Below are 24,775 nucleotides of genomic sequence, written 5' to 3' on the forward strand. Positions count from 1 at the left end.
TAACTTTACGGTATTTGACGATATTGGTTTTTAGTTATGGGTGAAGGAAGTTGTCTATGAAAGATGTTTTGAGAAAGATCTGTTCTCCAGTATTGGGAATGTTCGAATCTGGCGAGGGGGATTTTGACTATAAGTCATCCCATCGAACGATATTGATCGTGTTGGGCTTACTTTGTTTTTTGATCGGATCTGTTTCTTTGGTGATGACGCTGATGACAGGTGAGGCGGCCGGTATTATACCTATCATGGTGTTTTTTCTAATGGGCTTAGTATGCGAAATTGTAGGCTTGTTAGGTAGTGATCGTGCAGTGGCAAGAATTTGGAAACGTAGCTAATTAGATCGTTTTATAGTGTGCAGAATACGAAAACAGCGACCCTAGCCTAGGGTCGCTGTTTGTTGTCTGCTATCTGTAGTGATAGTTATTTACGATCTTTGCCGTGATGACGAGGCATGTCATCACAATCTTCCATGCGCTCTTTTTGTAGCTCGATGAATTTAGTTTTTTGTTCTGGAGTTAAGATACTGAGCATTTTGTGCTGTTTGCTTAGCATGTCAACTTGACGCTTAACTTGTTTGTCTGACATTTCTTGTGCTAGTTCAGTAGCTTTAGCTGGATCAAATTTATCAGCCATCAGTAGGCTATTTACTTTATCGAAATGAGCCATACGAGCTTTTTCGCCTTGCTCTTTTTTGTCATTGAAGCGCTCTTTCATTTCTTCTTTGTTAGCTTGACGAAGCGTTTTGAATTGCTCTTTCTGGCTGTCTGTTAGATTCAATTCTTTCATCATGCCTCGGTCTAGGCCTGGACGACATTCTTCCTGTGGGCCTTTGTGATCTTTCCCGCCAAATGCAAATGCGCTAGTGCTCAATACTAGTGGTAAAACAACAGAGGCTAGAATAAGTTTTTTTGCCATTTTCATATTTTCTTCCTTATATACTTTAGGGGATCAGATTATTGATAAGTACTGCGTTCTGAACGCATGGGAGTAGAATAGAGGCTGTAAGGTAAAGTGGCGTATTAGCTAGGTAAAGTATCGTAAAGGCTGCACCGCGCTTAGTATTTCGACGTAAAATGTTACTCAAGAGCAAAGGTTTTGTTTGCTAGTTATCAATTATATTCAAATCGTTTTAGGAACTGTTGATGCCACATATTTTAATAATCGATGATGATGTTGAATTGAGTGATTTGCTCAAAGAAGTTTTATCTTTTGAGAATTGTGCTGTTTCTGCTGCCTATGATGGTGAAGCGGGTTTGGCAGCGATGGATGATAGTGTGGATTTGATATTGCTTGATGTCATGATGCCTAAGCTAAACGGTTTTGAAACTCTGAAGCAGTTGCGTGAAAAATGGGATGTGCCTGTTTTGATGTTAACGGCGAAAGGTGAAGAGATTGATCGTGTGGTTGGTCTTGAGCTAGGTGCGGATGATTATTTGCCAAAGCCATTTAGTGAGCGCGAGTTGTTGGCAAGAATTCGTGCCATTTTACGCAGGACTCAGGCAAGCAAAGGTCAGCAACAAAATGATTTTGTGACATATCGAGACATCAAACTTTATCCAGGTCGCCTTGAAGCGTATTGCAATGGTGATTTGTTGGATTTGACCAGTACTGAGTTTGCGCTTTTGCATTATTTTTTACTTCATCCCGGCAACGTTTTAACCAAAGAAGACCTAAGTTTAGATGTGTTAGGTAAACGTTTGGCGGCTTTTGATCGAGCGATTGATATGCATGTCTCGAATTTACGTAAAAAACTGCCAGACTGGCCGAATGGCAAGCCTCGTATTAAAACCTTGCGTGGACGCGGTTATTTGCTGGTGGAGGGCGACTGATGCGTTTACCAAAGATCACTAGTTTGTACGGTCGTATTTTCGCTATTTTTTGGTTTACCATGTTTTTGGTGATTTTGGCTGTGTTGGCTTTGCCGCATTTTGATCCTCGTAAACCACGGGATATTCCTCCTCCTCATTATGATCGGATGCTGCAAATACGTGACCAAGTTGAGCGGACTTTTGCTTCTGCTCCGGATTTAGCTCAGGTTCTACATAATCTAGAAGGTTGGTCTCGCCATGGACCAGACGATAATAAACTGCGCCTTTTTATTACTGACCTTGATGGTAATGTGATTACTACTGATCGCCGCCCTGATTTTAGTTATAAGGCATTGCGCAATTTTGTGACTTCTATTGATAACCCTCAGGAACCCCAGCAAAAACTGTACGGCAAGACGATGATTTCTGGCCCTCTTCCTATTCGGTTGGCAAAGAACGATTATTTTCTTTATATCGGAACTCGCTGGAGTGAGCCTCCGCATTTTTTATTACAACTCTTTGATCATCCTTTTCGTTTGTTGTTGGCAGTAATGTTGGTTAGTACACCTTTATTATTGTGGTTGGCATGGGCGTTGAGTCAGCCTGCCCGTCGTCTTGAAAGAGCGGCGCAGCGTGTGTCACAAGGCGTGTTTGAAATTGATCCTGAGCTTGAAAAAGGTACCTCAGAGTTTCGCCAAGCGGGCGCCAGTTTTAACCAAATGGTGACGGCCGTAAACTTGATGATTACTCGGCAACAGCGTTTGTTATCGGACATCTCTCATGAGCTACGCTCACCATTGACTCGCCTAAGAATGGCGCAAGCTTTGGCAAAACGAAAGTTAGGCGATAGTACGGATTTAATGCGCATTGATACGGAAGCTCAACGTCTTGAGCAAATGATAGGCAAGTTGCTTGAATTGTCTAGCGTGCAAGTGGATAGTCATTTGAATCGAGAAATTCAACCGCTATCGAGTCTTTTTGATGCTTTGTTAGCTGACAGTCAGTTTGAAGCTGAACACATGGGTAAGACTTTGCTTTTGTCGGCTGTCCCTAATCGAATGATTAACTGTCATCCTCAATTGTTAATGAGTGCTTTAGAAAACATTGTCCGTAATGCCATTCATTATGGTAAAAACCAAATTCAGGTTTCATTGGACGTTGATTCAGATACGTTATCTATCCGAGTGGAAGACGATGGTGATGGTGTGCCTGAGGATGAGTTTGATTCTATTTTTAGGCCTTTTTATCGGGTTTCAACAGCACGTGATCGCCACAGTGGCGGCGCAGGGTTGGGTTTAGCTATCGCCGAAAATGCGGTTCGTCAACATAATGGTATGATCAGAGCTGCTCGAAGTGAACTGGGCGGGTTGCTGGTGGAAGTGACTTTGCCGCTGCAAGAAGAACCATAGTGCTTCTTTAATTTTTTTTTAGGAAAGTATTATCTTTGTTTTTACGAAAGCATTAGTAGACAAAGCGATTAATTCAGCTCATATTAGAACCTCATCGTTCTTATTATGCATTCGGTTAATCGCTTTCCCCAAAAGCTATCCCTAAAAGTACTGAGTAACGCAGAGAGTATTTCTCTCTCGCACCTTGCCTTTTTTATACTTTATTTGAATAAGAAATTTGCTAATAAGCGCCTGGTCTATTTGTTTAGACTCGTTTTTAAAAACAAGAAAAGAGAGAAGCCTTGTCGTTTTTCTCTAAAACCATAGGTAATACATGATAAATACAGCCAAAGAATTTGTACTACAGCGAATTTGCATCTTTGCAAGTCAGACATTCGACCCAAACTCCGACTCGCAAGTGGTTGGATTATTAAAAAGTAAATTCAATATCCGTTTACCGCAGAGACGTTCTATTAATGAGTCTTTATCTTCTTCCGTTAGCGATCATGAAATTATCTCTTTGATTCTAAAGTATCGTTCAATGACAGAATCTTAAGTTCAAACCGTTAAGTCTTATTTATTTTTTGACACACAAAAAGATTGCGTTACCAGATAGCTTCTCCCAAGGTATGATTTTGTCGTGCTCGTGTTCAAAAACATGAACGTCAAAATATGGCATTAACAGCGCTTGTAGTTCATTAAAGCTTAGTGCCACCATAGGGTGCTCGTCTGTCCAGAGCTGAGTGTGTTGCGCACTTGTTTTTTCAATGCTCAGCTTTAGTGTTTGCTTTTCTCCCTCACCACAGTAATACCAAGAAGAACCAAACGAAAACTCGCTGTTATCGTGCATCACACTGTGCTTGGCAGATAGGGTATTATCTATATGGTTTTTATCGACCGAATTGAAGCAAAAAACACCGCCAGTATTGAGAGCTTTGTGCACGCTTTGAATGCAACTTGTTAGGTTTTTAATATCGCCACTGTAATGGACTGAGTATAAAAAACAGGTGATCAAGTCATAAGGCTCAGCTGCATCAAATGCACACATATTACCTAATTCGAAGTAAGCGTTAGGGCATCGTTGTTGTGCTATATCCAGCATTGGTTGATTGATATCCAAGCCGCTTGATTGATAGCCTTCTTGGCTAAGATAGCTGATATGTGGACCAGTACCACAAGCCAAATCCAAATGTTGTTTCCCGCCATTGCCGAAAATCTGATGAAGTCTATGCGCGCTGTTGCTTTGGGCTTGATAATTAATATCGGCACACATTAGATCGTAATAGCCGGATAAGTCCGTATAGAGCGCGTTGTCAGACATGTTTTCTTCACTTGGAGGGGATAAAATTTGATGGCGAATAATATAGTAGATCACACTTTTTTGCGAAGCAAAAAAAACAGGAACAAAGAGCGACTTTGTTCCTGTTTTTTATTGGAGTTTCGTTATCTTAATTAGACAAAGATAAAGAATTTAGCGATAAACAAGGCAGCTAAAAGATATACCGCAATGCCTACTTGCTTGCCTTGACCTGATAATAGCTTGATCACAGCGTAGCTGATGAAGGACAAAGCAATACCATCTGCGATTGAGTAGGTTAGTGGCATGGTGAAAGCTGCTATCAGGACTGGTGCCGCTTCGGTAATATCATCCCAATCTACATGCGCTAGGCTGCTTGTCATTAATACAGCAACGTACATTAACGCGCCAGCTGTTGCATAAGCAGGGATAGATCCAGCCAATGGCGCAAAGAACAGGCTTAGTAAAAATAATAACGCAACAACTACGGCTGTTAAGCCAGTACGTCCACCAGCGGCAACGCCTGAAGCGCTTTCGATATAACTTGTTGTAGAAGATGTTCCTAGTGCAGCACCAACCACAGTAGCGCTAGAGTCTGCTAACAAGGCTTTTTTAAGACGCGGCAGTTTGCCTTCTTTATCTAATAAGCCACCACGTTGGCCAACGCCAATTAACGTGCCTGATGTATCAAATAAATCAACAAAGAAAAATGCGAAAATAACGCTTAGCATACTGATTTGGAAAGCACCTTCTATGTCCATTGCTAAGAAAGTAGGCGCAACGGAAGGAGGCATAGAAACTAATCCGCCGAATTCATTTTGACCAAATAGAATCGACAAAACCGTCACAAAAAGTATGCCGATCATTACTGCGCCTGTGATATTCAAATACGCCAAAGCACAGATAACAAAAAAGCCAAGCAAGCCATAAATCGCAGATGGCGAAGATAGGTCGCCTAAGGACACCATTGTCGCTGGATTTTTTACAATAATGCCTGAGTTTTGCAGTGCAATCATGGCTAAGAAAAGACCGATACCTGCCGCAATCCCCAGCTTCAATGAAGACGGAATGGCATTAATAACCCATTCACGAATTCGAAAAATACTGATGAAAATGAAAAGAATACCGGATAAGAAAACAGCGCCAAGTGCTTGCTCCCATGTGTAGCCCATGCCTAAGACTACACCGTAGGTAAAAAAGGCGTTTAATCCCATGCCCGGTGCTAAAGCGATTGGGTAGTTTGCATACAGACCCATAATCAAGCAACCAATTGCAGCTGCAAGACAGGTTGCTACAAATACAGCACCTTGATCCATTCCTGCTTGAGCAAGAATAGAAGGGTTAACGAAAATGATGTAAGCCATCGTCAAGAAGGTGGTAATACCTCCGATAACTTCATTACGTACTGTGGTGTTGTGCGCTTTAAGTTGAAAATAACGTTCGAGCATGAGGGGGACCTTTTGCTAGTAGACGACGGCGATTATTTTATTGAGAGATTACTTATGCAGATTTGCTCTCAATAAAATATGCCGAGACAAGTTTAGTAACTGATCATTTGGTCAGTAAATAATTTCGGCGGCAAGTATAAAAAATTCGAGATGGTTTGGGGAGATAAATTGTAAGAAATAATCGATGGAATGGGGATAAATAGTAAAAACTCACTAGTTGTGTGAGTTTTTACTGTTTATCCTGTGTTTTCTGACCGTTAAAAGACAGTTAACGGGTATTTATAATTTAGAGACTTGATAACCGCTGGCTTTAAGTTTTGCAAGTAAACTGTCTGGCCCAGCAAGGTGCATTGCTCCAACCATGATGAATTCGACTTCATCGTTCTTTAGCATATTTTCAATTTGCGGTATCCAAAGGTTGTTTCGATCGACTAAAAGCGATTGATATACTTCAGGGTAATCTTGTCTAAAATCTGTTAACTCAATATCTGCCATGGTTTCCATATCGCCTTTTCTCCAGCTTTCCCTTAGGTCATTCATGGTCTTTGGCATGTCTTTAATATCTGACAAGGTATAATTAATCACATCATTACTGTCTTGATCATTGAGATTGCTGAGCATTTCTACTTGGGCTTCAGGCTCTTCAAGCCAGCCTTTGGGCTTTTGATCTTGTTGGGCTTTTTGTGCATAAAACTGATCGACACCTTCACTGGTAAAGCCCAGATGTTTCAGCTCAATCATACTTAGGGAAATCGCGAGCGCGCTGGGCTTTAGGTTTTGAATAGCTGTAAAAGGTATTTGTCTAGCGTTTAAATAGATTTTGAGTGACTGATAGGTTTCCGCTGAGATCACTTGATCTATGGTCGTGCCATCAGAATAAGACAGCTCGGCTTGCATTTGTCGTTTGAATGCTGGGTTACTTAAGGTTTCCATGTTGGTTTCAAAAATAACTTTATCGGCAGCTTGGTAGGCTTTCTCGTAGGCTTTTGGTAAAGGGTAATCTTGTGCAGTGAGTAAGTGAATGGTACCACCAATATAGAGCGTATTGGTGCCTGACGTTACTTTCCAGACAGAAGCTGCTTGGGTTTGAAATGTAGCAGCAGCAAGTAAGGTTAAGCCGAATTTTTTGAGAAGATTCATGAGATACCTGAATGATTTTTTTGATCTATTATGACTTTCAGTTTACCTATCTCAATGATGAGCGGAAGAGGTTGATGAAAGTTGTACTGCTTTTTTCTCATTTTTTGCTACGGAATAAGTAGGTTTTATCCAACTAATACACTCATAAAGAATGGCAAGCATAATGAGTAAAAGTGGTATTATCCTCGTTCTTATTTAATTCGAGTGTGTGAGTTTTCGATGGGAAAAGAGTTTGTCTCTATAGGGTTAACGAACCCTAAAAGCACTTCAAATGTCGGTTCTGTAATGAGGGCTGCAGGGTGTTATCAAGTGGATCAAGTTTTATATTCTGGCAGTCGTTATGATCGTGCAGCTAAGATGTCAACAGACACCAAAAAAGCAACCTCATCCATTCCTTTGATCAATATAGAAAGCCTTGGTGTAGACAATTTGATTGAGGCAGTAGACACCGATACCAAGATTGTGTGCGTCGATTTGATCCAGGGTGCGACACCGTTACCAGCCTTTAATCATCCTGAAAAAGCCTTGTATATTTTTGGGCCAGAAGACGGCACGATAGGCCAAAAAATTGTCGATAGAGCCGATTTTGTTGTCTTTGTTCCTACTGTTGGTTGTATGAATCTAGCCGCATCGGTGAATGTGCTGCTTTATGATCGCTTAGCAAAGTCTGCTCGAGCCTTTGCAGGGGACGAGCTAATTCGCCAAAGTAAAGACGTCAATAATAATGTCAAAGTCCGACCTAATGCTTGCAAGTAAGGCGCCTGAGTGTAAGGGGGTGTTGCTTTCTTATCTATTACTTTGCATATAGTTAGCAGAATTTTGACTGTGATAAGTCTGTATCAATGCAAAAATGTCTCTTAAACCTAATGGCTATATTAGGAAGACGGCAGGTGTTCTGTTTTTTCTGTTTTTGAGTACCATCTTGCTGTCCATTACTTCCTTTTAGCCATCATGGAACCTGTTTGATGAGATAGAAGGAACGCATACAAATGGAGCCTATAAAACGAGTCGTGCTTGCTGCATTAGCTTGTTATGTCCCAGTTATTTATGCTGCTGATACCCCCTTTACTCCTTTAGAGCCCTTGAGCGCTGAATTGGAGTTGGGAGTTATTGCAATTACTGGTAATACAGAGAGTACAGCGGTGAAAGCAAAAGCGACTATTAAACAGGACTTTGAAGCTTGGAAAGCGAAGTATCAGATAGATACACTTTACAAAAGAGGTAAAAATGAGGGCGAAACTGACACAAGAACAACGGCACAAAAATTATTTTTATCCGCACAGAGTGACTATAAATTAAGCAGTGAAAATACTTCTGTATTTATCTATGGTTCCTATACCGACGATCGATTTAGTGGTTATGAATATCAGAATACCGTGTCTGTTGGTTACTCTGCGCGTTTGTTTGCTAGTGATAGCTCTTTTTTAGATTACAGTATTGGCCCTGGTTATTCTTTTACTAAGACGGATAAAGGCGATGAAGATGAAACGGCAATAGTGCATGTCGAATTGCAATATGAGTACAAAATTAGTCCTAATGCCACGTTTCAGCAAGCACTTAGCACCGAAGCTGCATTGCAGAGTGATAAAAATACTCGTTCGAAGTCAGAAACTTCCGTTAGTGTAAAACTGAGGGATGACCTTAGTATGAAAGCCTCTTATAGTCTTACTCATAATAGCCAAGTGTTGGATGATAAAAAGAACACAGATGGCACAACAAGTATCATTTTTGCTTATACATTTTGAGATGTTTTCGTTATGCGCTATCAGGGTATAAAAGTCACTTTGGTGACGGGTTTTTTAGGAGCGGGTAAAACAACTCTTATTCGCCACTTACTTGCGCAATCGCCTCCTAATGAGCGTTGGGCAGTATTGGTTAATGAGTTCGGTGATATTGGACTTGACGGTGCTTTTTATGCGGATTTAGGCGTGGCGATCCGTGAAGTTCCTGGTGGCTGTGTTTGCTGCACGACGTCCGCCGCCTTTCAACAAGGATTGAACCAATTAATTCGCCAATATAATCCCGATCGCATTTTTATTGAGCCATCGGGCCTTGGTCATCCAAAACAGATTATGCAAAAGCTACGCAGTGCTTCTTATCAAGATGTGTTGTTTTTGACTGGGGCATTTTGTGTATTAGATGCACGTAACCTAAAAGACGAGCGTTACACAAAGCATGATATTTTCAATGATCAAATAGAGTCTGCTGACGGCATTGTATTGAGTCATGTTGATCGTTATCAGCAGGAAGATATTGATTTATTAGAGTCTCGATTTGGCGCGCTTACTTCAAAGGCATCAACTCCCGTTCTTTACATGTCTGAGCCTATGGCCTTAAGTGCGGATTCGTTGGATATCGGCTTAATGAATTCATTAAGTATTTCTATTACTCCAGAAAGTGATTCGAATCACTCTTCCCACCACCACCACCACCACCACCACCACCATCACCATCACCATCACCATCGTTATCATGAAGGTGGTGGTGATGTAGAAATACCGATTCAAAATGAGCGCTGGAGCTATCATAAACAACAAGGTGCAATGCAGGTGGTCGGCTGGCGTTGGCCTGATTTTGATTGTTTTGATAAAGAGAACATGACGTCAATTATTCAAGATATGTCTAAGCCTAATGGTGTTTACCGTATCAAAGGAGTGTTTGTTATCAACTCAAGTGAAGCTCTTTTTGTGAATGTCGCGCGAGGCGAAGTTGTAATAACAACATCACCTTGGCAGGGAGGTAGTCGCTTAGAAATAATAGGTGGAATCGAAGGTGATTGGTTGGAAATTTGCCAAGATTATTGTGCAAAGTTGCTTTAATTAAGGTTTCACTGATTATATTTGCTAGCTTTGTATTTACTTCAATTTTGTAGATTCTCTTTGTTTAACTGACAAAATCCGATGCTTGGTCTATTTTGTCATTAACTTTGGCACCTTTTGTTATTGAGAGAAAGCCTCCGATAGAGGAACCTTTCTAGCATAAGAGGTTCCTATTGGAACGGATGGAATAAAAACAATAAGAGGTCATAGGCTATGCCTGAATATAAAGCGCCACTGCGCGACATCAAATTCGTCACTGAAGAAGTTCTCGATTTTCATGGACACTACGCTAAGTTGCCTGGTGCCGAAGAAGCGACGCCTGATATGGTGGCGGCGATTCTGGAAGAGGGCGCCAAGTTTGCTGAGCGTGTTCTTTCTCCTCTAAACCGTGTTGGTGATCAACAAGGTTGTCAATTTAAAGATGGTGTAGTCACAACACCCGAAGGCTTCAAAGAAGCTTATCAGCAATATGTTGAAGGTGGCTGGCCATCGCTGTCTCATCCTGAAGAAGTGGGTGGACAGGGCTTACCAGACTCCCTTGGCATGATGGTGACGGAAATGATCGCCACTTCAAACTGGTCTTGGGGTATGTACCCAGGCTTAAGCCACGGAGCCATGAACACCATTGAATTGCATGGCACTGATGAGCAAAAACAAACCTATCTAACAAAACTTGTGTCTGGTGAATGGACCGGTACCATGTGTCTGACTGAGCCTCACTGTGGTACTGACCTTGGCATGTTGAAAACCAAGGCCGAGCCCCAAGCTGATGGCAGTTATGCTATTACAGGCACTAAGATTTTCATCTCTGCCGGTGAGCATGATATGGCTGACAACATTGTCCATATCGTATTGGCTCGTCTACCTGATGCACCTGCTGGTACAAAAGGCATTTCATTGTTTATTGTGCCAAAGCATAACGTCGATGGCTCTGGTGAAATGGCAGATCGTAACCAAGTGTCTTGTGGTTCAATTGAACACAAAATGGGTATTCATGGTAACGCGACTTGTGTAATGAACTTTGATGGCGCGAAAGGCTTTCTTATTGGTGAAGCAAACCGCGGCTTGAATTGCATGTTTACCTTCATGAATACTGCGCGTCTTGGTACTGCTTTACAAGGCTTAGCGCATGCTGAGTGGGCGTTGCAGAACTCTGTTGCTTACGCGAAAGACCGTCTGCAAATGCGTTCTTTGTCTGGTCCAAAAGCGCCAGAAAAAGCAGCAGACCCAATTATTGTTCACCCAGATGTACGTCGTATGTTGCTAACGCAAAAAGCATTTGCAGAAGGCGGTCGTGCTTTGATTCATTATTGCTCTATGTTGGTAGACATAATGAAAAAAGGTACTGCTGACGAGAAAGCAGAAGCTGACGAACTGATGTCCTTACTTACCCCAATTGCTAAAGCATTTCTAACTGAAACTGGTTTTGAATCAGCTAACCATGGTTTGCAAGTGTTTGGTGGTCATGGCTTTATCGCTGAATGGGGCATGGAACAAAACGTACGTGATTGCCGTATCTCTATGTTGTACGAAGGTACAACAGGTATTCAGGCGTTGGATCTATTGGGTCGAAAAGTACTAATGACTCAAGGTGCTACACTACGTCGTTTTACAAAAATTATTCATAAATTTTGCAAAGAGCACAAAGGCGATAAACGCTTAAAATCTTATATCACTGCACTAGATAAACTGAACGGTGAGTGGGGCGATGTTACGATGAAAATCGGCATGAAAGCTATGCGCAACAAAGATGAAGTAGGCGCAGCGTCTGTGGATTATTTGATGTTCTCTGGTTATGTGGTGTTGGCTTATTTCTGGGCTCGCATGGCTGTGACGGCACAAACAAAACTAGACGAAGGCACTGATGAAGTCGGTTTTTATACGGCCAAACTGCAAACAGCAACTTTCTACTATGAGCGATTGTTACCACGTACTCGTGGCCATGTAGAAGCTATGTTGTCAGGTGCTGATAATTTATTGGCGATGGATGAAGATAATTTCTTATTCCTAAACGCATAAGTGACACAACGAATAAACACCTGTGTAACATTGTCACACAGGCAATAAAATTTTTGCTAGGTTAAAGAGGTTTATATTATGAGTGAAGCAAGAGCCGTTTTTGAATCCATGTTAAATCGTTTCGACGCAGATGAAGCTGATGACATGGAAGCTGTGTTTCAATTTGACTTAGATGATGCGGACAGTTATTACTTAAGTATCACGGATGGAAAATGTGATATGGGAGAAGGGGAGCATGATGACCCAACCGTGACTCTTAGTATGGATTTAAATACCTTGAAAGATGTTATGAGTGGTGAGTTAGATGGTATGGCTGCTTTTATGCAGGGAAAAATCCGTGCCGATGGAGATATTATGCTGGCGACTAAATTGACTCAAATTTTCCCTCAGTAAGGGATCTTTTAGCAATTTTATAGCTCTAAAGCTCAACTACCTTTGTGTAGTTGAGCTTTTGTACTGAGACCTTACATGATTACGGTGTTCGTCAAAACTTTGTTAAAAAGAGACTGAAAATGCTTATTTATCACTTATAAATTCTGCTTTTTTGTCTGTTTTTGCCTTTTTATGGCTTGGCTCGTGACATCATGAAAGAGCCTCATATTCTCCTAAATAAAAAAAACAAATGGAGCTTATTATGACAATGGATACTTCTTTTCTTAGCAACGCAAATACTAGGAAAGCGCCGGGCAGCTACTTACCCGCATCGCTAAACCCACATGCTTATCAGTCATTAAATGATGTCTTAGCGTTAGCAACGAAAAAATTTGCCGATCGACCTGCTTTTACCAGTGTTGGCCGTACTTTAACCTATCGTGAATTAGGTGAAAAGTCCGATGCATTTGCAGCGTACCTTCAGCATGAAACGGATTTAATGCCTGGCGATCGAATCGCTGTTCAATTGCCTAATATTATTCAATACCCTGTTGTGCTGTTTGGAGCGATGAAAGCAGGCTTAATTATTGTTAATACCAACCCACTTTACACGCCAAAAGAGCTTGAGCATCAGTTTAATGATGCTGGCGTAAAAGCTTTGGTGGTGTTTGCCAATATGGCGCACAACGTTGAAAAAATATTAGCAAAAACCTCAATAAAACACGTCATTATTACAGAAATTGCTGATTTTCATCCTCCTTTAAAGCGCTTATTAGTCAACTCTGTTGTTAAATATGTGAAGAAAATGGTACCTGAGTACCATATTTCCAGTGCTTTAACGCTTAATGATGTGTTGTCGAAAGGCAAGGGTAAACCAGTCGAGAAAGTAGAGTGCCATCCAGAGAGCATTGCGGTATTGCAATACACTGGTGGAACAACTGGTGTTGCGAAAGGGGCGATGCTGACTCATGCAAATTTGATTGCCAATATGTATCAGTTAAGTTCTAGATTGAGTTCTATCATAGCTGATACAAACGAAGTCTATATTGCTCCGCTGCCGCTTTATCATATCTATGCTTTCCTAATTCATGGTCTGACACTTTTAGAGCGTGGTGCTCATAGTGTTTTGATTCCTAACCCTCGAGATTTACCGGGCTTTGTTAAAGAGCTTAAAAAATGGCCATTTACCGGCTTTGTTGGTTTGAATACCTTGTTTGTAGGGCTATGCAATAAAGCGGAATTCAAAGCACTCGATTTTTCAACTCTTAAGCTAACCTGCTCTGGAGGCATGCCTCTAACTCATGCAGCTGCGGATGAGTGGGAGAGAATCACTGGCTGCAAAATAGTAGAAGGTTATGGTTTAACTGAAACGTCACCAGTTGTGTCTTTTAATCCTATTGGTAAGGAGCGTATTGGTACGATCGGCCTACCTGTTTCTGAGACGGATATTAAGATTCAAGGGCGTGATGGTGAAACCTTGCCACAAGGGGAATCGGGTATGTTGTGCGTACGTGGACCTCAGGTGATGAAAGGCTATTGGAACCGTGAAGAGGCGACCCGAGAAGTCATGACAGAAGATGGTTTTTTAATCACAGGCGATATTGCTATGCAGCACCCTGATGGTTACTTACAAATCGTCGATCGTGCGAAAGATATGATCATCGTATCTGGCTTCAATGTGTACCCAACTGAAGTGGAAGATTGTCTTTCTTCTCATCCGTCGATTCTGGAATCCGCCGCTATTGGTGTGCCAGACGATAAAACGGGTGAGTCCGTAAAAGCTTTTGTTGTTTTAAGGGCGAATGTTGAAACACTTGATGAAAAGGCCTTGCGCATATACTGCAAAGAAAATCTTGCTGCTTATAAGGTTCCTAAATTTGTTGAAATTCGCAAAGAGTTACCAAAGACCAACGTGGGTAAAGTTTTGCGTCGTGCCTTGCGCGAACAAGAGCAGGCTTAACGCTTACGTTTAACGCCTTTTGAAGTGATTGGGAGAGCAATAGTGGCACAGGTTAAACGTAAGCTAATGCATCGACGTTGCATAGAGTCCTATGGTTTTTTACGCGAAGACGGTCTATGGGATATTGAGGCAAGTATGCAGGATCTTAAGTCCTATAATGTAAAGCGTGAATTTGATGACAGCTTGGTGCCGGAAGGCAGTCCTTTTCATGATATTCGCGCTTGTTTGACGTTAGACGATACCTTTTTAATCAAAGAGGTGTCGGTGACTATGGATTCCTATCCTTTTCCTAACTGTGGTGGCGCAGCACCTAGTTTTTCGATTCTAAAGGGGACTCGTATTGGACCCGGTTGGAGTCGTTGGTTAAAAGAAACCTTTAGCGGAAAAGTCGGGTGTACTCATGTATTAGAGCTTTTCCCTGTCGTCGCTACAACGGCGTTTCAAACTATGTGGGGACCTCTGGGAGAAAAGTATCCAGATCAAGTTTCATCAGCTGTGACTAAGTTAATTAATAGTTGTCATGGTTGGTCTGAAGACGGTCCAATGGTTCGTAAATTGGTCGATGAACAGGTACTTAAGTTACCATCACAGGAGAGTCAGTAATGAGTGATTTTGTTACTGAAAGCATTGAGTCTGGTGTGCAGATTTTGTGCTTAGATCGAGTTGAAAAGAAAAACGCGATTACATTGGACATGTATCAGGCACTAACTAATGCACTACGTCGTGCAGAGCTTAATCCAGAAGTAAAGGTGACCTTAATACATGGCGCGGGGAATGATTTTTCTTCGGGAAATGATATTAATGAATTTGTTCAGATTGCCCAAACGCCAGAAAAAATGGAAGCCATCATGGCTTTCTTGCAAGTCTTAAGCAGCTATAAAAAACCACTGGTAGCAGGTGTTGAAGGCCGAGCTGTTGGTGTTGGCGCAACCATGTTGCTTCATTGTGATTTGGTTCTTGCCTCTCGAGGGGCGCGTTTACAGTTTCCATTTGTACAACTAGGCTTGGTGCCAGAAGCGGCGTCGAGTCATTTGCTTCCTCAGTTAGTAGGCCATCAAAAAGCCTTTGAGATACTTGTGTTAGGTGACGTTGTTGATGCGACACAAGCCTACGAGTTGGGGCTAATTAATCATTTATGTGAAGATGGCGAAGCCTATAAAATGGCATTGTTTTATGCTGAGAAAACAGCAGCGCTGCCTGTTGAAGCTGTAGCTTTAAGTAAGGATCTATTGAAATATCGAGCGCAGGATGATGTTCAAATGGCCTTGATGCGAGAAGGTCGAATTTTTAAAGATCGTCTACGTTCAACAGAGGCACATCAAGCTTTTACTGCGTTTTTGTCGCGTAATAAGTAATGTCTTTTAATGATTTCTGTAAAGCCTCACTTATCAGTGGGGCTTTTTTGTTATTAAGGCTAGACTAATTGGGTTGAAAGGTTTTGGAGCCTTTTTAACAGATAATGCGCGCTTCTGAACGAAGCTTGAATATTTTTGTCAGTTAACTGGCGCTTTTTTGTTATTGATGAAAACCATTCCCAAACTACTATAGAGGGTAAGTGAAGAGTTCTATTGATAGGGAATATTAATATGCAATCAATATAGTGAAAACTAAGGTTGAATGCTTAAAACAGAACTTAATAATAAATACGAGGGGCTTATGAAAATCTTAGTATCTGTAAAGCGAGTCATAGACTACAACGTCAAAGTTCGTGTCAAATCCGACCATACAGCGGTCGATCTTACCAATGTCAAAATGTCCATGAATCCTTTCTGTGAAATCGCCGTGGAAGAAGCTATTCGCTTAAAAGAGAAAGGTGTTGCTTCTGAGGTTGTGGTTGTATCTGTTGGTTCAAAGTCTTGCCAAGAAACCTTGCGTACAGCAATGGCGCTGGGCGCAGACCGTGCTATTCAAGTTGAAACAGAAGATGGTTTAGATTCTTTATCTGTCGCTAAACTCATCGCCAAAGTGGCCCAAGATGAAGCCGCTGATTTGGTGATCATGGGCAAACAAGCAATCGATTCTGACAATAACCAGACAGGCCAGATGGTTGCAGCGTTATTGGATTACCCTCAAGCGACTTTCGCGTCTGAGGTTGTTATTGAGAACGGTGAAGCGAAAGTTACTCGTGAAATCGATGGTGGTTTGCAAACCTTAGCGATTACGCTGCCAGCGGTTGTTACCACAGACCTTCGTCTAAACGAGCCACGCTTTGCTTCTCTGCCTAATATTATGAAAGCGAAGAAAAAACCATTGGATGTAAAAACACCTGCCGATCTCGGCGTGGAAGTTGGGTCTAAAGTCAGCATCGTATCTGTTACGCCGCCGCCACAACGCGCTGGTGGTATTAAAGTTGGCTCTGTTGCTGAGTTAGTAGACAAACTTAAAAATGAAGCGAAGGTGGTGTCATGAGCGTTTTAATCATTGCAGAACACGATAACAAATCTCTAAAGCCTGCGACCTTAAACACAGTGACCGCAGCAACACAAATTGATGCTGATGTTCATGTATTGGTTGTCGGTTTTGAATGCCAAACCGTCGTCGAGCAGGCTTCACAAGTGGCTGGCGTCACCAAGGTATTGGTCGCTGACAATGCCGCTTATGAGCATCAGTTGGCAGAAAATGTTTCTAAATTGGTGGCTGAAGTCGCTAGCGACTACGAACACATTTTAGCCCCGGCAACAACGACAGGTAAAAATACCTTGCCGCGTGTGGCTGCACTATTGAATGTGGCTCAGTTGTCCGATGTGATCAAAGTCGAAGCAGCGGACACCTTTGTACGCCCAATCTATGCAGGCAATGCTATTGCTACCGTCAAAACAACCGATTCGGTAAAAGTACTAACTATTCGTACAACTGGTTTTGATGCCGCAGCTAGCACCGGCGGAAATGCTGAGCGACAAGTGCTTTCTCAAGTTATTGCTTCAGATCGTAGTCGTTTTGTGAAAGAGCAATTAGCCGAGTCTGATCGTCCTGAATTGACCGCTGCCAGTGTGATTATTTCTGGTGGTCGAGGCATGGGCAATGGCGAGAACTTCAAATTATTGGAAGGTGTTGCAGACAAACTAGGCGCTGCTATTGGTGCTTCCCGTGCCGCTGTGGATGCTGGTTTTGTACCGAACGATTTACAAGTCGGTCAAACGGGTAAAACCGTTGCGCCGGATCTGTATATCGCGGTCGGTATTTCTGGTGCGATCCAGCATTTAGCTGGTATGAAAGACTCCAAGGTGATTGTTGCCATCAACAAAGACGAAGACGCACCTATTTTCCAAGTAGCAGATTATGGTTTGGTAGCCGATTTGTTTGATGCCGTGCCAGAGCTAGAAAAAAGCCTGTAATTTTTTAATAGAACGTCGCCTGTTTAAGCTTTTGACAAGGCTTAAACAGCTTTTAAATACCGGATAGCGGTGAAAGATAGTTTCACCGCTATCAAAATAAAAATAATTGGAGACCAGCATGATTTTCGAAGGACAAGCAGTCAAGGTTGCAGTCGATGATGCCGGCGTGGCAACCGTCACTCTGGATTTGGTCGGTGAATCGGTCAATAAATTCAATAGTCTTACCTTGAATGAATTGGCCGAAGCCGTTACTGCGCTAAAACACATTGACGATCTACAAGGTGTTATATTTGCCAGCGCAAAAGATGTTTTTGTAGTAGGAGCGGACATCACTGAATTTACTTCTTGGTTCAAACTTGAGGACGATGATTTAGCTGATAAATTGCGTCACGCACACAGTATTTTTAATGATATTTCAAACCTATGCTGCCCAACCGTAGCAGCCATCAATGGTGTTGCGCTTGGTGGCGGTATGGAATTGGCGTTGGCGTGTGATTATCGCGTCATGGCGAGTACTGCGAAAATTGGTTTGCCGGAAACGCAATTGGGTATTTACCCTGGTTGGGGCGGTACGGTTCGTTTACCTCGTCTGATCGGTGCCGATAATGCTTGTGAGTGGATTTGTGGTGGTGCCCAAAAGCGCAGCGAAGATGCCTTTAAAGATGGTGCGGTTGATGCCGTTGTGCCTGCTGCGAAAGTCAATGAATCCGCTCGTCATCTTATCCAGCAAGTGCTTGATGGTAAGTTGAATTATCATGCTCGTCGCGATGAATTACGCGCTCCAATGGAATTTACTCCAATTGAAAAAATGATGGTTTTTGAATCTGTTCGTGGTGTAGTTGGTGCGAAAGCGGGCAAACATTATCCTGCACCAATGGCAGCGATTAAAACCATTGAAAAAGGCATTAGCCAAGATATGGAAAAAGCCCTTGATACCGAAATCAAAGGCTTTATTAAACTTGCTAAAGGCCCTGTTGCTAAATCCTTGGTGAACTTGTTCTTAAGTGATCAACAGATCAAGAAAACGGCAGGCAAATACGCGAAAAATGCGACGCCTGTTAAGCAAGCAGCGGTATTGGGCGCAGGTATTATGGGCGGCGGTGTTGCCTATCAGTCTGCGTCAAAAGGTACGCCGATTATCATGAAAGATATTCGTCCTGAAGCCTTAGAGTTAGGTTTGAGCGAAGCGAATAAGCTATTCAATGGTCAAGTAGAGCGCGGACGTTTAACAACCGAAAAAGCCTTTAAAGCCATGAACGCAATTGTTCCTGCTTTGAGCTATGGCGAATTTGAACATGTTGATCTAGTAGTCGAAGCGGTTGTTGAAAACGTCAAAATCAAAAAGTCGGTTTTGGCTGAAGTAGAAACTAAGATAGCTGACGACGCTATTTTGACGTCGAACACTTCCACTATTTCCATTACTGAATTGGCAAAAGATCTTAAACGCCCAGAAAACTTCTGTGGTATGCACTTCTTTAACCCAGTGCATCGTATGCCGTTGGTAGAAGTTATCCGCGGTGAAAAAACCAGCGATGCTGCAATCGCCAAAACGGTTGCTTATGCTCAAGCCATGGGTAAAACACCTGTTGTGGTAAATGACTGCCCAGGGTTCCTTGTTAACCGTGTGTTGTTCCCTTACTTCGCTGGTTTCTCCTTGATGATGCAAGAAGGCGCGGATTTCCAAGTGGTTGATAAAACGATGGAAAAATTCGGTTGGCCAATGGGGCCAGCTTATTTACTTGATGTGGTTGGTATTGACACGGCTTATCATGCGGATCAGGTCATGGCAGAAGGCTTCCCAGATCGTATGAAGCATGAAGGCACAAACGCAGTAGATTGTTTATTCGAGTTGGAGCGTTTTGGTCAGAAAAACGGTAAGGGTTTTTATACCTACGAGCCAGATCGTAAAGGCAAACCGAAGAAAATCTTTAATGAAGAAATCGATGTTTTGCTTTCTTCCATAGTTGTATCGAAATCTGAGTTGAGCGAAGACGACATAGTGGCACGCATGATGATTCCACTTTGTATTGAAACAGTACGTTGCCTTGAAGAAAATATCGTGGCATCGGCGGCAGAAGCGGACATGGGATTGATTTACGGTATTGGTTTCCCTCCATACCTTGGCGGTGCTCTGCACTACTTAGACCAAATGGGACTGCAGGCCTTTTGTGACCTTGCAGACAAATACAGCCACTTAGGTAAGTTGTACGAGCCAACCGCAAAAATGCGAGACATGGCGAAAAACAACGACACTTATTACGGCGCATAATTTCCCATAGGCTATAGGAGAATTTCCATGAAACTGAATCCAAATGATGTCGTAATTATCGACGCCGTTCGCTCACCAATGGGTAAAACGAAAAATGGCGTATTTCGTAATGTACGAGCAGAAAACTTATCTGCAGCGCTAGTAAAAGAATTGTTCAAACGCAATCCAAATGTCGATCAAAAAGACGTTGAAGATTTAATCTGGGGTTGCGTTAACCAAACCTTAGAACAAGGCTTTAACATGGCGCGTGCTGTGTCCTTGTTAGCAGGTTTGCCTATTACGTGTGCGGCACAAACCGTGAACCGCCTTTGTGGTTCATCTATGTCAGCCATTCATACAGCGGCTCAAGCTATTATGACAGGACAAGGAGATGTGTTTGTCGTCGGTGGCGTAGAGCACATGGGGCACGTTGGCATGATGCATGGGGTAGATGTAAACCCAGCGTTATCAAAACATATGGCGAAAGCCTCCATGATGATGGGTGTGACGGCGGAAATGTTGGGTAAAATGCACGGTGTTAGTCGTGAAGCGCAAGACGCCTTTGCGGTACGTTCACATCGTCTTGCTCACGAAGCCACTTTGCAAGGTCGTTTCAATAACGAAATCGTTTCTATTGAAGGTCATGATGCTGATGGCAACAAGATCCTAGTGGAAGTAGATGAAGTCATTCGTCCAGAAACTTCTATGGAATCTTTAGCAAGTTTGGCTCCTGTATTTATGCCGAAAGTCGGTACTGTGACCGCGGGTACATCTTCTGCTTTGTCTGACGGTGCATCAGCTATGTTGATGATGTCTGCGAAAAAAGCCGAAGAGCTTGGCCTAACGCCAATTGCTAAAGTACGCAGTATGGCAGTGGCGGGTTGTGATCCAGCGATTATGGGTTATGGTCCAGTTCCAGCAACGAAAAAAGCGCTAAAACGCGCGGGTTTGACGATTGCCGATATTGATATTGTCGAGCTAAACGAAGCCTTCGCTGCCCAGTCTATTCCAGTACTTAAAGATCTTGGTTTGCTGGATCTTGTCGATGATAAAGTGAACTTGAACGGTGGCGCGATTGCCCTTGGTCATCCGCTTGGTTGCTCTGGTACTCGCATTTCAACGACCTTGCTAAACGTGATGCGTGAAAAAGACGCGACCGTTGGCCTAGCAACCATGTGTATTGGTATGGGGCAGGGTATAGCGACGGTATTCGAGCGCGTTTAAGTAATATTGAACTAAGTACATGAAGTTGTGTGCCTCCTTGCTCTAGAACAGCAAATTGTAATATCTGTCTTTAGCCCCGCCATGTGCGGGGCTTTTTTTGCTCTGGTGTTTTGTACTATCTTGGTCGATGATAAGCAACATTAACCAAGCGATATCAGATGAGTAAACGAGGATTGTTTCGTGAAAATAGCAATATTAGATGACTATCAAAATAGTGTTAAAGATCTTGCATGCTTCAATGTTTTACAAGGCCATGATGTACATGTATTTAATGAGAGTTTTACAAATGCTGAAGATTTAGTCACCAATCTAAAGGGTTTTGATGCGCTTGTTTTGATACGCGAACGTACGGTTATTTCGGAAGAATTGCTTGCTAACTTGCCTAATTTAAAACTTATTAGCCAAACAGGAAAAATTAGTAATCACATTGATGCCAAGCTTTGCCATAAATATGGTGTGGCTGTTGCGGAAGGTGTTGGTTCTCCGGTTGCACCATCAGAGTTATGTTGGGGTTTGATTATGGCGGCGAGTCGACATATTCCCGAGTATGTAACACAATTTTCACAAGGTTACTGGCAGCAGTCAGGTTCCTTAGGATTAGGTCGAGTCTTAAGCGGATCTGTTTTGGGAATTTGGGGATACGGTAAAATCGGCCAACGTATCGCACAATACGCGAAAGCTTTCGGCATGAAGGTACTGGTTTGGGGAAGTGAAAGCTCTAGAATGTTGGCGCAAGAACATGGGTTTTTAGCCGCACCATCAAAGGCAGAATTCTTTCAAACTGCAGATATTATAACTTTGCATTTGCGACTCAATGACGTAACCAAAGCTATTGTGACGCAAGCTGATTTGGCTTTGATGAAATCTGACTCTTTGTTAGTGAACACCAGTCGTGCTGAGCTAGTCGAAAATGGTGCTTTGTATCGTGAGATGTCTTCAAATCCAAGTAAACGTGCTGCCGTTGATGTATTCGAAACAGAACCTGCGAATACTAATAATGAGCCTTTGTTGTCTCTGTCAAATGTACTTTGTACACCGCATATTGGTTACGTTGAAAAAGCCAGCTATGAGCTTTATTTCAAAATTGCTTTTGAAAATGTCCTGGCTTTCGCCAATGGTAAAGCGGAAAACTTGGTTATTAACCCATAAATTAGAACAGAGTTAATGTTGCTATTAGCTCCGTTAATTCGTGTTAACATTTCTTGGGTAAAAGTCTTTTAATTAATCCGTGTAATGAATGTCATTGCATTAATGGATATATTTCAAATCACATAGGATGTTTATTATGAAAACTCTTTTGACTGCGTTGTTCATTGCTGTGCCTGCAGCTTTATCCTCCAGTTTGCTAGTTGCTGAAGAAACCACTGAAGCGTCTATTTGTGAAGCCAAAGACATGACCTCAGTGTCTTATATGGAAAACCTTCAGCCTAATAGTGACGTTGATGTAGGGGCGATTTATCAAGCCAAAACCGAGCAGCTCATTGCTTTCGCAGAAAAGTACAATCTTGAGGATTTTCAAATTATTAATCAAGATGCATCAGTAAGCGCGAACTGCTGTGGTAATTATGGCTCACAAATCAGCATGAATTACACAGTGACTTATAAGCCGAGTTATAGTGCCTTCACCGCATTTCATAAATACGGTGGTACAGGAATGGTTTCAACGTATCGTGTTGGTATGGAAAACTGTCCAATCACGAAGTAGTAATTTATTGTATTGCTCTTTAACGGCTATTGTTAAAGAGCAATATGCAACTTTAATCGCACTTTTTTCGTTATTCAGTATCTCTAGACTTTAAAGTTTCCTACTTCATTATTTAGTGTTTTATACAAATCTGTTATTTGTGTGGACTGTTTGTTTATTAGAATTGAGACATCCTTCACACCATCAGTTTGCTCTTTCAATAACATAAGGCTTTGATTTATGTCGTCAGACAAAGTCGCTTGTTCGATTGTAGCTTGGGCTGTTTTTGAAGCCATTTGTTGTACTTTTTCAAAGGAATGATTGAGCGCGTCAAAGATGTTGATGACGTTATCAAAATTTGATGCGGTATTGTCGGCATTATCGCGGCTGTTTTGAGTGGAGATAGAGGACTCTTTAACATTCAGCTTAAGTTGTTCGATGATCGTCTCTATTTCATCCGTACTCTTTTGAGTTCGAGTTGCTAAGGTTCTCACTTCATCAGCGACGACGGCAAATCCTCGCCCTTGCTCACCAGCACGGGCGGCTTCTATGGCTGCGTTTAGAGCGAGTAAATTGGTTTGCTCGGCAATATTTCTAATGACTTCAAGCACAGACGAGATATTCTCTGAGCTTTTTTCTAACTCTTCAGCTCGCTTTAATGACTCTTCGATATTGCTGATTAAGCTCGAAATAGCTTTATGTGATGTATTTACCGCTAGAATACCTTGTTCAGTTAATTGGCTCGAAGTGGTTGCTTCTGTTGCCGTATCTTTTGCTACTTCCGACATTTGTTGATTTGATACGTTCATTTCCTGTCCGGCACTAATCATTGCTGTTGAAGCATTCACTAGAGCATGAGTAATATTGTTTGTGGTTTCAGAGGCGCTTTTTAATTCAGTTGTCATGCTGCCAAGAGCTGATGATTGTTTATGTATATTGCTAATGATTGATCTTAGTTGTTCAACAAAGCCGTCAAATTCTTTAGCTAGATCGCCAAGTTCATCTTTAGCACTTGAGTTGATTCGTTGTGTTAAATCACCATCACCTTCGGCTATCTCTCGAATACGACGCCCCATGCTTTCTACATTTCGAGTAATCTTGAGAGGAATGAGATAGCCAAAAATAAGAGCAATAACAAAGGCTATTGCTGTCACTATCATGGCTATTTCTTGGTTGCGGGCAATATTCTGTTTGGTTATCTCTTCTATTTCTCTGGAATGTTTTCTAACTGTTTCACCAGCTTTGTCCAAGAGTGAACGAATAGCCGCAAATTTTTCATCAGCATTTATTATTTCTTGTGGAAGTTGATTAGACGTTTGGGCCTCAGGAGACTCAAAATGAAGTAGACTCCCTTCAAACCATTCATTGAAAAGTACATCGAATTCACTATAAGGTTTTGTTAGGTCAGTTTCATGAATAAGATAGCCTCGATATGCTCTAAACCTTTCCAATGCTTGCGCAGAATTTAGTTTGAAGTCTTCTTTATTATCAGTACGATCGCCAATGCCATTAATTATTCTTTGTTGTGCTAAACGTGCTTGGTACAAATCTCTATCCGCATTCAATACTTCTGTAATTGCTTCTACATAGTTATTAAGTTCCGCAGCGGAATTTATTTGGTTTTGTATATCGTGAGTGTGCTTTCGTAGTTTTTCCCCGGCTTGGTCAAGCATATTGCGAATGACTTGGAACTTATTATCTAAAGCGATCATTGTTTCAGAAAACTGAACGCTGCCTTTTGAGGTGTCAATGAGACTCTCACTTGATTTTAGCCATTCGTTATAAAGCGTATTAAAAGAGTCAAAAGGCGCGAGAAGATCTTTTGGTTCGTCCGCAAGGTATTGTCTATAAAGTTGAAAACGATCAAAAACTTGTTGGGCGTTTTCCCTAAAATCGGCTTCATTACCATTTTTTGGCCCTTGTCCATCGAGCATTTTCTCTTGTGCAAGTCGTGCTTGATATATGTCGCGGTCAGCATTTAACACTTCTGAAATGGCTTCGAAATAATGTTCAGCCTGTAACTTCATATTATT

At 42.0% G+C, this 24,775-nt stretch carries 23 protein-coding genes; 18 read left to right on the forward strand and 5 right to left on the reverse strand.

Annotated elements, in window-relative coordinates; genetic code table 11:
* Positions 1–56 precede the first annotated feature (56 nt).
* Positions 57–335 carry a hypothetical protein gene (locus TY87_RS12390; RefSeq protein WP_072837879.1) on the forward strand — a complete coding sequence of 93 codons (279 nt, stop codon included), beginning with the start codon at positions 57–59 and terminating at the stop codon, positions 333–335.
* A gap of 85 nt (positions 336–420) precedes the next feature.
* On the opposite strand, the gene TY87_RS12395 is transcribed toward TY87_RS12390, so the two are convergent.
* Positions 421–921 carry a CpxP family protein gene (locus TY87_RS12395; protein WP_072837880.1) on the reverse strand — a complete coding sequence of 167 codons (501 nt, stop codon included), beginning with the start codon at positions 919–921 and terminating at the stop codon, positions 421–423.
* A 221-nt stretch (positions 922–1,142) separates the two neighbouring features.
* Between TY87_RS12395 and TY87_RS12400 the strand changes: the two genes are divergently transcribed.
* From TY87_RS12400 to TY87_RS12410, 3 genes are all read left to right on the forward strand, one after another.
* Positions 1,143–1,829: a response regulator gene (locus TY87_RS12400; RefSeq protein ID WP_072837881.1), complete on the forward strand. Its 687-nt coding sequence runs from the start codon at positions 1,143–1,145 to the stop codon at positions 1,827–1,829.
* Positions 1,829–3,217: an envelope stress sensor histidine kinase CpxA gene (gene cpxA, locus TY87_RS12405; RefSeq protein WP_100187314.1), complete on the forward strand. Its 1,389-nt coding sequence runs from the start codon at positions 1,829–1,831 to the stop codon at positions 3,215–3,217. The genes TY87_RS12400 and cpxA overlap by 1 nt, the downstream gene beginning before the upstream one ends.
* Before the next feature lie 313 nt (positions 3,218–3,530).
* The gene (locus TY87_RS12410) at positions 3,531–3,752 is read left to right on the forward strand and encodes a hypothetical protein (RefSeq protein WP_012069275.1); all 222 of its coding nucleotides are present in this window, start codon (positions 3,531–3,533) and stop codon (positions 3,750–3,752) included.
* A gap of 21 nt (positions 3,753–3,773) precedes the next feature.
* Here TY87_RS12410 and TY87_RS12415 read toward each other — a convergent pair whose 3' ends face one another.
* The 3 genes from TY87_RS12415 to TY87_RS12425 all read right to left on the reverse strand — a co-directional run bounded on the left by TY87_RS12415 (position 3,774) and on the right by TY87_RS12425 (position 7,081).
* On the reverse strand, positions 3,774–4,517 hold the full coding sequence (locus TY87_RS12415; RefSeq protein ID WP_072838070.1) for a class I SAM-dependent DNA methyltransferase: 744 nt from the start codon (positions 4,515–4,517) through the stop codon (positions 3,774–3,776).
* Between the two features lie 131 nt (positions 4,518–4,648).
* Positions 4,649–5,941 carry an NCS2 family permease gene (locus tag TY87_RS12420; protein WP_072837883.1) on the reverse strand — a complete coding sequence of 431 codons (1,293 nt, stop codon included), beginning with the start codon at positions 5,939–5,941 and terminating at the stop codon, positions 4,649–4,651.
* Positions 5,942–6,220: 279 nt separating this feature from the next.
* Positions 6,221–7,081 carry a TraB/GumN family protein gene (locus tag TY87_RS12425; protein WP_100187315.1) on the reverse strand — a complete coding sequence of 287 codons (861 nt, stop codon included), beginning with the start codon at positions 7,079–7,081 and terminating at the stop codon, positions 6,221–6,223.
* Between the two features lie 219 nt (positions 7,082–7,300).
* Between TY87_RS12425 and TY87_RS12430 the strand changes: the two genes are divergently transcribed.
* The 14 genes from TY87_RS12430 to TY87_RS12495 all read left to right on the forward strand — a co-directional run bounded on the left by TY87_RS12430 (position 7,301) and on the right by TY87_RS12495 (position 22,763).
* Positions 7,301–7,837, forward strand: a complete 537-nt coding sequence (locus TY87_RS12430; protein ID WP_100187316.1) for an RNA methyltransferase — start codon at positions 7,301–7,303, stop codon at positions 7,835–7,837.
* A gap of 233 nt (positions 7,838–8,070) precedes the next feature.
* Positions 8,071–8,826, forward strand: coding sequence for a DUF481 domain-containing protein (locus TY87_RS12435; RefSeq protein WP_100187317.1), 756 nt, complete (start codon positions 8,071–8,073; stop codon positions 8,824–8,826).
* Between the two features lie 12 nt (positions 8,827–8,838).
* Positions 8,839–9,900 carry a CobW family GTP-binding protein gene (locus tag TY87_RS12440; RefSeq protein WP_100187318.1) on the forward strand — a complete coding sequence of 354 codons (1,062 nt, stop codon included), beginning with the start codon at positions 8,839–8,841 and terminating at the stop codon, positions 9,898–9,900.
* Between the two features lie 213 nt (positions 9,901–10,113).
* On the forward strand, positions 10,114–11,919 hold the full coding sequence (locus TY87_RS12445) for an acyl-CoA dehydrogenase C-terminal domain-containing protein (RefSeq protein ID WP_072837888.1): 1,806 nt from the start codon (positions 10,114–10,116) through the stop codon (positions 11,917–11,919).
* 78 nt (positions 11,920–11,997) lie between these two features.
* Positions 11,998–12,312 (forward strand): SCP2 sterol-binding domain-containing protein, encoded by a 315-nt coding sequence (locus TY87_RS12450; RefSeq protein WP_072837889.1) that lies wholly within the window; start codon positions 11,998–12,000, stop codon positions 12,310–12,312.
* Between the two features lie 241 nt (positions 12,313–12,553).
* Positions 12,554–14,251: an AMP-binding protein gene (locus tag TY87_RS12455; protein WP_100187319.1), complete on the forward strand. Its 1,698-nt coding sequence runs from the start codon at positions 12,554–12,556 to the stop codon at positions 14,249–14,251.
* A gap of 42 nt (positions 14,252–14,293) precedes the next feature.
* Positions 14,294–14,854, forward strand: a complete 561-nt coding sequence (locus tag TY87_RS12460; RefSeq protein ID WP_072837891.1) for a DUF2889 domain-containing protein — start codon at positions 14,294–14,296, stop codon at positions 14,852–14,854.
* On the forward strand, positions 14,854–15,606 hold the full coding sequence (locus tag TY87_RS12465; protein WP_100187320.1) for an enoyl-CoA hydratase-related protein: 753 nt from the start codon (positions 14,854–14,856) through the stop codon (positions 15,604–15,606). Before TY87_RS12460 ends, TY87_RS12465 begins: the two co-directional genes overlap by 1 nt.
* 301 nt (positions 15,607–15,907) lie before the next feature.
* Entirely contained in the window at positions 15,908–16,660 is a 753-nt protein-coding gene (locus tag TY87_RS12470) for an electron transfer flavoprotein subunit beta/FixA family protein (protein ID WP_100187321.1), read from the forward strand.
* The gene (locus TY87_RS12475) at positions 16,657–17,586 is read left to right on the forward strand and encodes an electron transfer flavoprotein subunit alpha/FixB family protein (RefSeq protein ID WP_100187322.1); all 930 of its coding nucleotides are present in this window, start codon (positions 16,657–16,659) and stop codon (positions 17,584–17,586) included. Before TY87_RS12470 ends, TY87_RS12475 begins: the two co-directional genes overlap by 4 nt.
* Before the next feature lie 118 nt (positions 17,587–17,704).
* A complete protein-coding gene (gene fadB, locus TY87_RS12480) occupies positions 17,705–19,855 on the forward strand; it encodes a fatty acid oxidation complex subunit alpha FadB (protein WP_100187323.1) in 2,151 nt (716 codons plus the stop codon).
* A 27-nt stretch (positions 19,856–19,882) separates the two neighbouring features.
* On the forward strand, positions 19,883–21,058 hold the full coding sequence (gene fadA, locus TY87_RS12485; RefSeq protein ID WP_072837896.1) for an acetyl-CoA C-acyltransferase FadA: 1,176 nt from the start codon (positions 19,883–19,885) through the stop codon (positions 21,056–21,058).
* 180 nt (positions 21,059–21,238) lie between these two features.
* A complete protein-coding gene (locus TY87_RS12490; protein WP_100187324.1) occupies positions 21,239–22,207 on the forward strand; it encodes a D-2-hydroxyacid dehydrogenase family protein in 969 nt (322 codons plus the stop codon).
* Positions 22,208–22,343: 136 nt separating this feature from the next.
* Entirely contained in the window at positions 22,344–22,763 is a 420-nt protein-coding gene (locus TY87_RS12495; RefSeq protein ID WP_072837898.1) for a hypothetical protein, read from the forward strand.
* Positions 22,764–22,846: 83 nt separating this feature from the next.
* On the opposite strand, the gene TY87_RS12500 is transcribed toward TY87_RS12495, so the two are convergent.
* The gene (locus tag TY87_RS12500) at positions 22,847–24,769 is read right to left on the reverse strand and encodes a methyl-accepting chemotaxis protein (RefSeq protein WP_232617129.1); all 1,923 of its coding nucleotides are present in this window, start codon (positions 24,767–24,769) and stop codon (positions 22,847–22,849) included.
* Positions 24,770–24,775: the final 6 nt, after the last annotated feature.

Origin of the sequence: Marinomonas sp. BSi20584 (assembly GCF_002792415.1) — a bacterium.
Lineage (GTDB): Bacteria > Pseudomonadota > Gammaproteobacteria > Pseudomonadales > Marinomonadaceae > Marinomonas > Marinomonas polaris.

What these genes read in the sequence shown, in the direction of transcription:
- TY87_RS12470 (WP_100187321.1), top strand. Translation starts at nt 15,908, where the DNA reads ATGAAAATCTTAGTATCTGTAAAGCGAGTCATAGACTACAACGTCAAA.
- fadB (WP_100187323.1), top strand. Translation starts at nt 17,705, where the DNA reads ATGATTTTCGAAGGACAAGCAGTCAAGGTTGCAGTCGATGATGCCGGC.
- TY87_RS12435 (WP_100187317.1), top strand. Translation starts at nt 8,071, where the DNA reads ATGGAGCCTATAAAACGAGTCGTGCTTGCTGCATTAGCTTGTTATGTC.
- TY87_RS12425 (WP_100187315.1), bottom strand. Translation starts at nt 7,081, where the DNA reads ATGAATCTTCTCAAAAAATTCGGCTTAACCTTACTTGCTGCTGCTACA.
- TY87_RS12500 (WP_232617129.1), bottom strand. Translation starts at nt 24,769, where the DNA reads ATGAAGTTACAGGCTGAACATTATTTCGAAGCCATTTCAGAAGTGTTA.
- TY87_RS12420 (WP_072837883.1), bottom strand. Translation starts at nt 5,941, where the DNA reads ATGCTCGAACGTTATTTTCAACTTAAAGCGCACAACACCACAGTACGT.
- TY87_RS12410 (WP_012069275.1), top strand. Translation starts at nt 3,531, where the DNA reads ATGATAAATACAGCCAAAGAATTTGTACTACAGCGAATTTGCATCTTT.
- TY87_RS12390 (WP_072837879.1), top strand. Translation starts at nt 57, where the DNA reads ATGAAAGATGTTTTGAGAAAGATCTGTTCTCCAGTATTGGGAATGTTC.
- TY87_RS12400 (WP_072837881.1), top strand. Translation starts at nt 1,143, where the DNA reads ATGCCACATATTTTAATAATCGATGATGATGTTGAATTGAGTGATTTG.
- TY87_RS12415 (WP_072838070.1), bottom strand. Translation starts at nt 4,517, where the DNA reads ATGTCTGACAACGCGCTCTATACGGACTTATCCGGCTATTACGATCTA.
- TY87_RS12445 (WP_072837888.1), top strand. Translation starts at nt 10,114, where the DNA reads ATGCCTGAATATAAAGCGCCACTGCGCGACATCAAATTCGTCACTGAA.
- TY87_RS12475 (WP_100187322.1), top strand. Translation starts at nt 16,657, where the DNA reads ATGAGCGTTTTAATCATTGCAGAACACGATAACAAATCTCTAAAGCCT.
- TY87_RS12455 (WP_100187319.1), top strand. Translation starts at nt 12,554, where the DNA reads ATGACAATGGATACTTCTTTTCTTAGCAACGCAAATACTAGGAAAGCG.
- TY87_RS12495 (WP_072837898.1), top strand. Translation starts at nt 22,344, where the DNA reads ATGAAAACTCTTTTGACTGCGTTGTTCATTGCTGTGCCTGCAGCTTTA.
- TY87_RS12430 (WP_100187316.1), top strand. Translation starts at nt 7,301, where the DNA reads ATGGGAAAAGAGTTTGTCTCTATAGGGTTAACGAACCCTAAAAGCACT.
- fadA (WP_072837896.1), top strand. Translation starts at nt 19,883, where the DNA reads ATGAAACTGAATCCAAATGATGTCGTAATTATCGACGCCGTTCGCTCA.
- cpxA (WP_100187314.1), top strand. Translation starts at nt 1,829, where the DNA reads ATGCGTTTACCAAAGATCACTAGTTTGTACGGTCGTATTTTCGCTATT.
- TY87_RS12450 (WP_072837889.1), top strand. Translation starts at nt 11,998, where the DNA reads ATGAGTGAAGCAAGAGCCGTTTTTGAATCCATGTTAAATCGTTTCGAC.
- TY87_RS12440 (WP_100187318.1), top strand. Translation starts at nt 8,839, where the DNA reads ATGCGCTATCAGGGTATAAAAGTCACTTTGGTGACGGGTTTTTTAGGA.
- TY87_RS12395 (WP_072837880.1), bottom strand. Translation starts at nt 921, where the DNA reads ATGAAAATGGCAAAAAAACTTATTCTAGCCTCTGTTGTTTTACCACTA.
- TY87_RS12465 (WP_100187320.1), top strand. Translation starts at nt 14,854, where the DNA reads ATGAGTGATTTTGTTACTGAAAGCATTGAGTCTGGTGTGCAGATTTTG.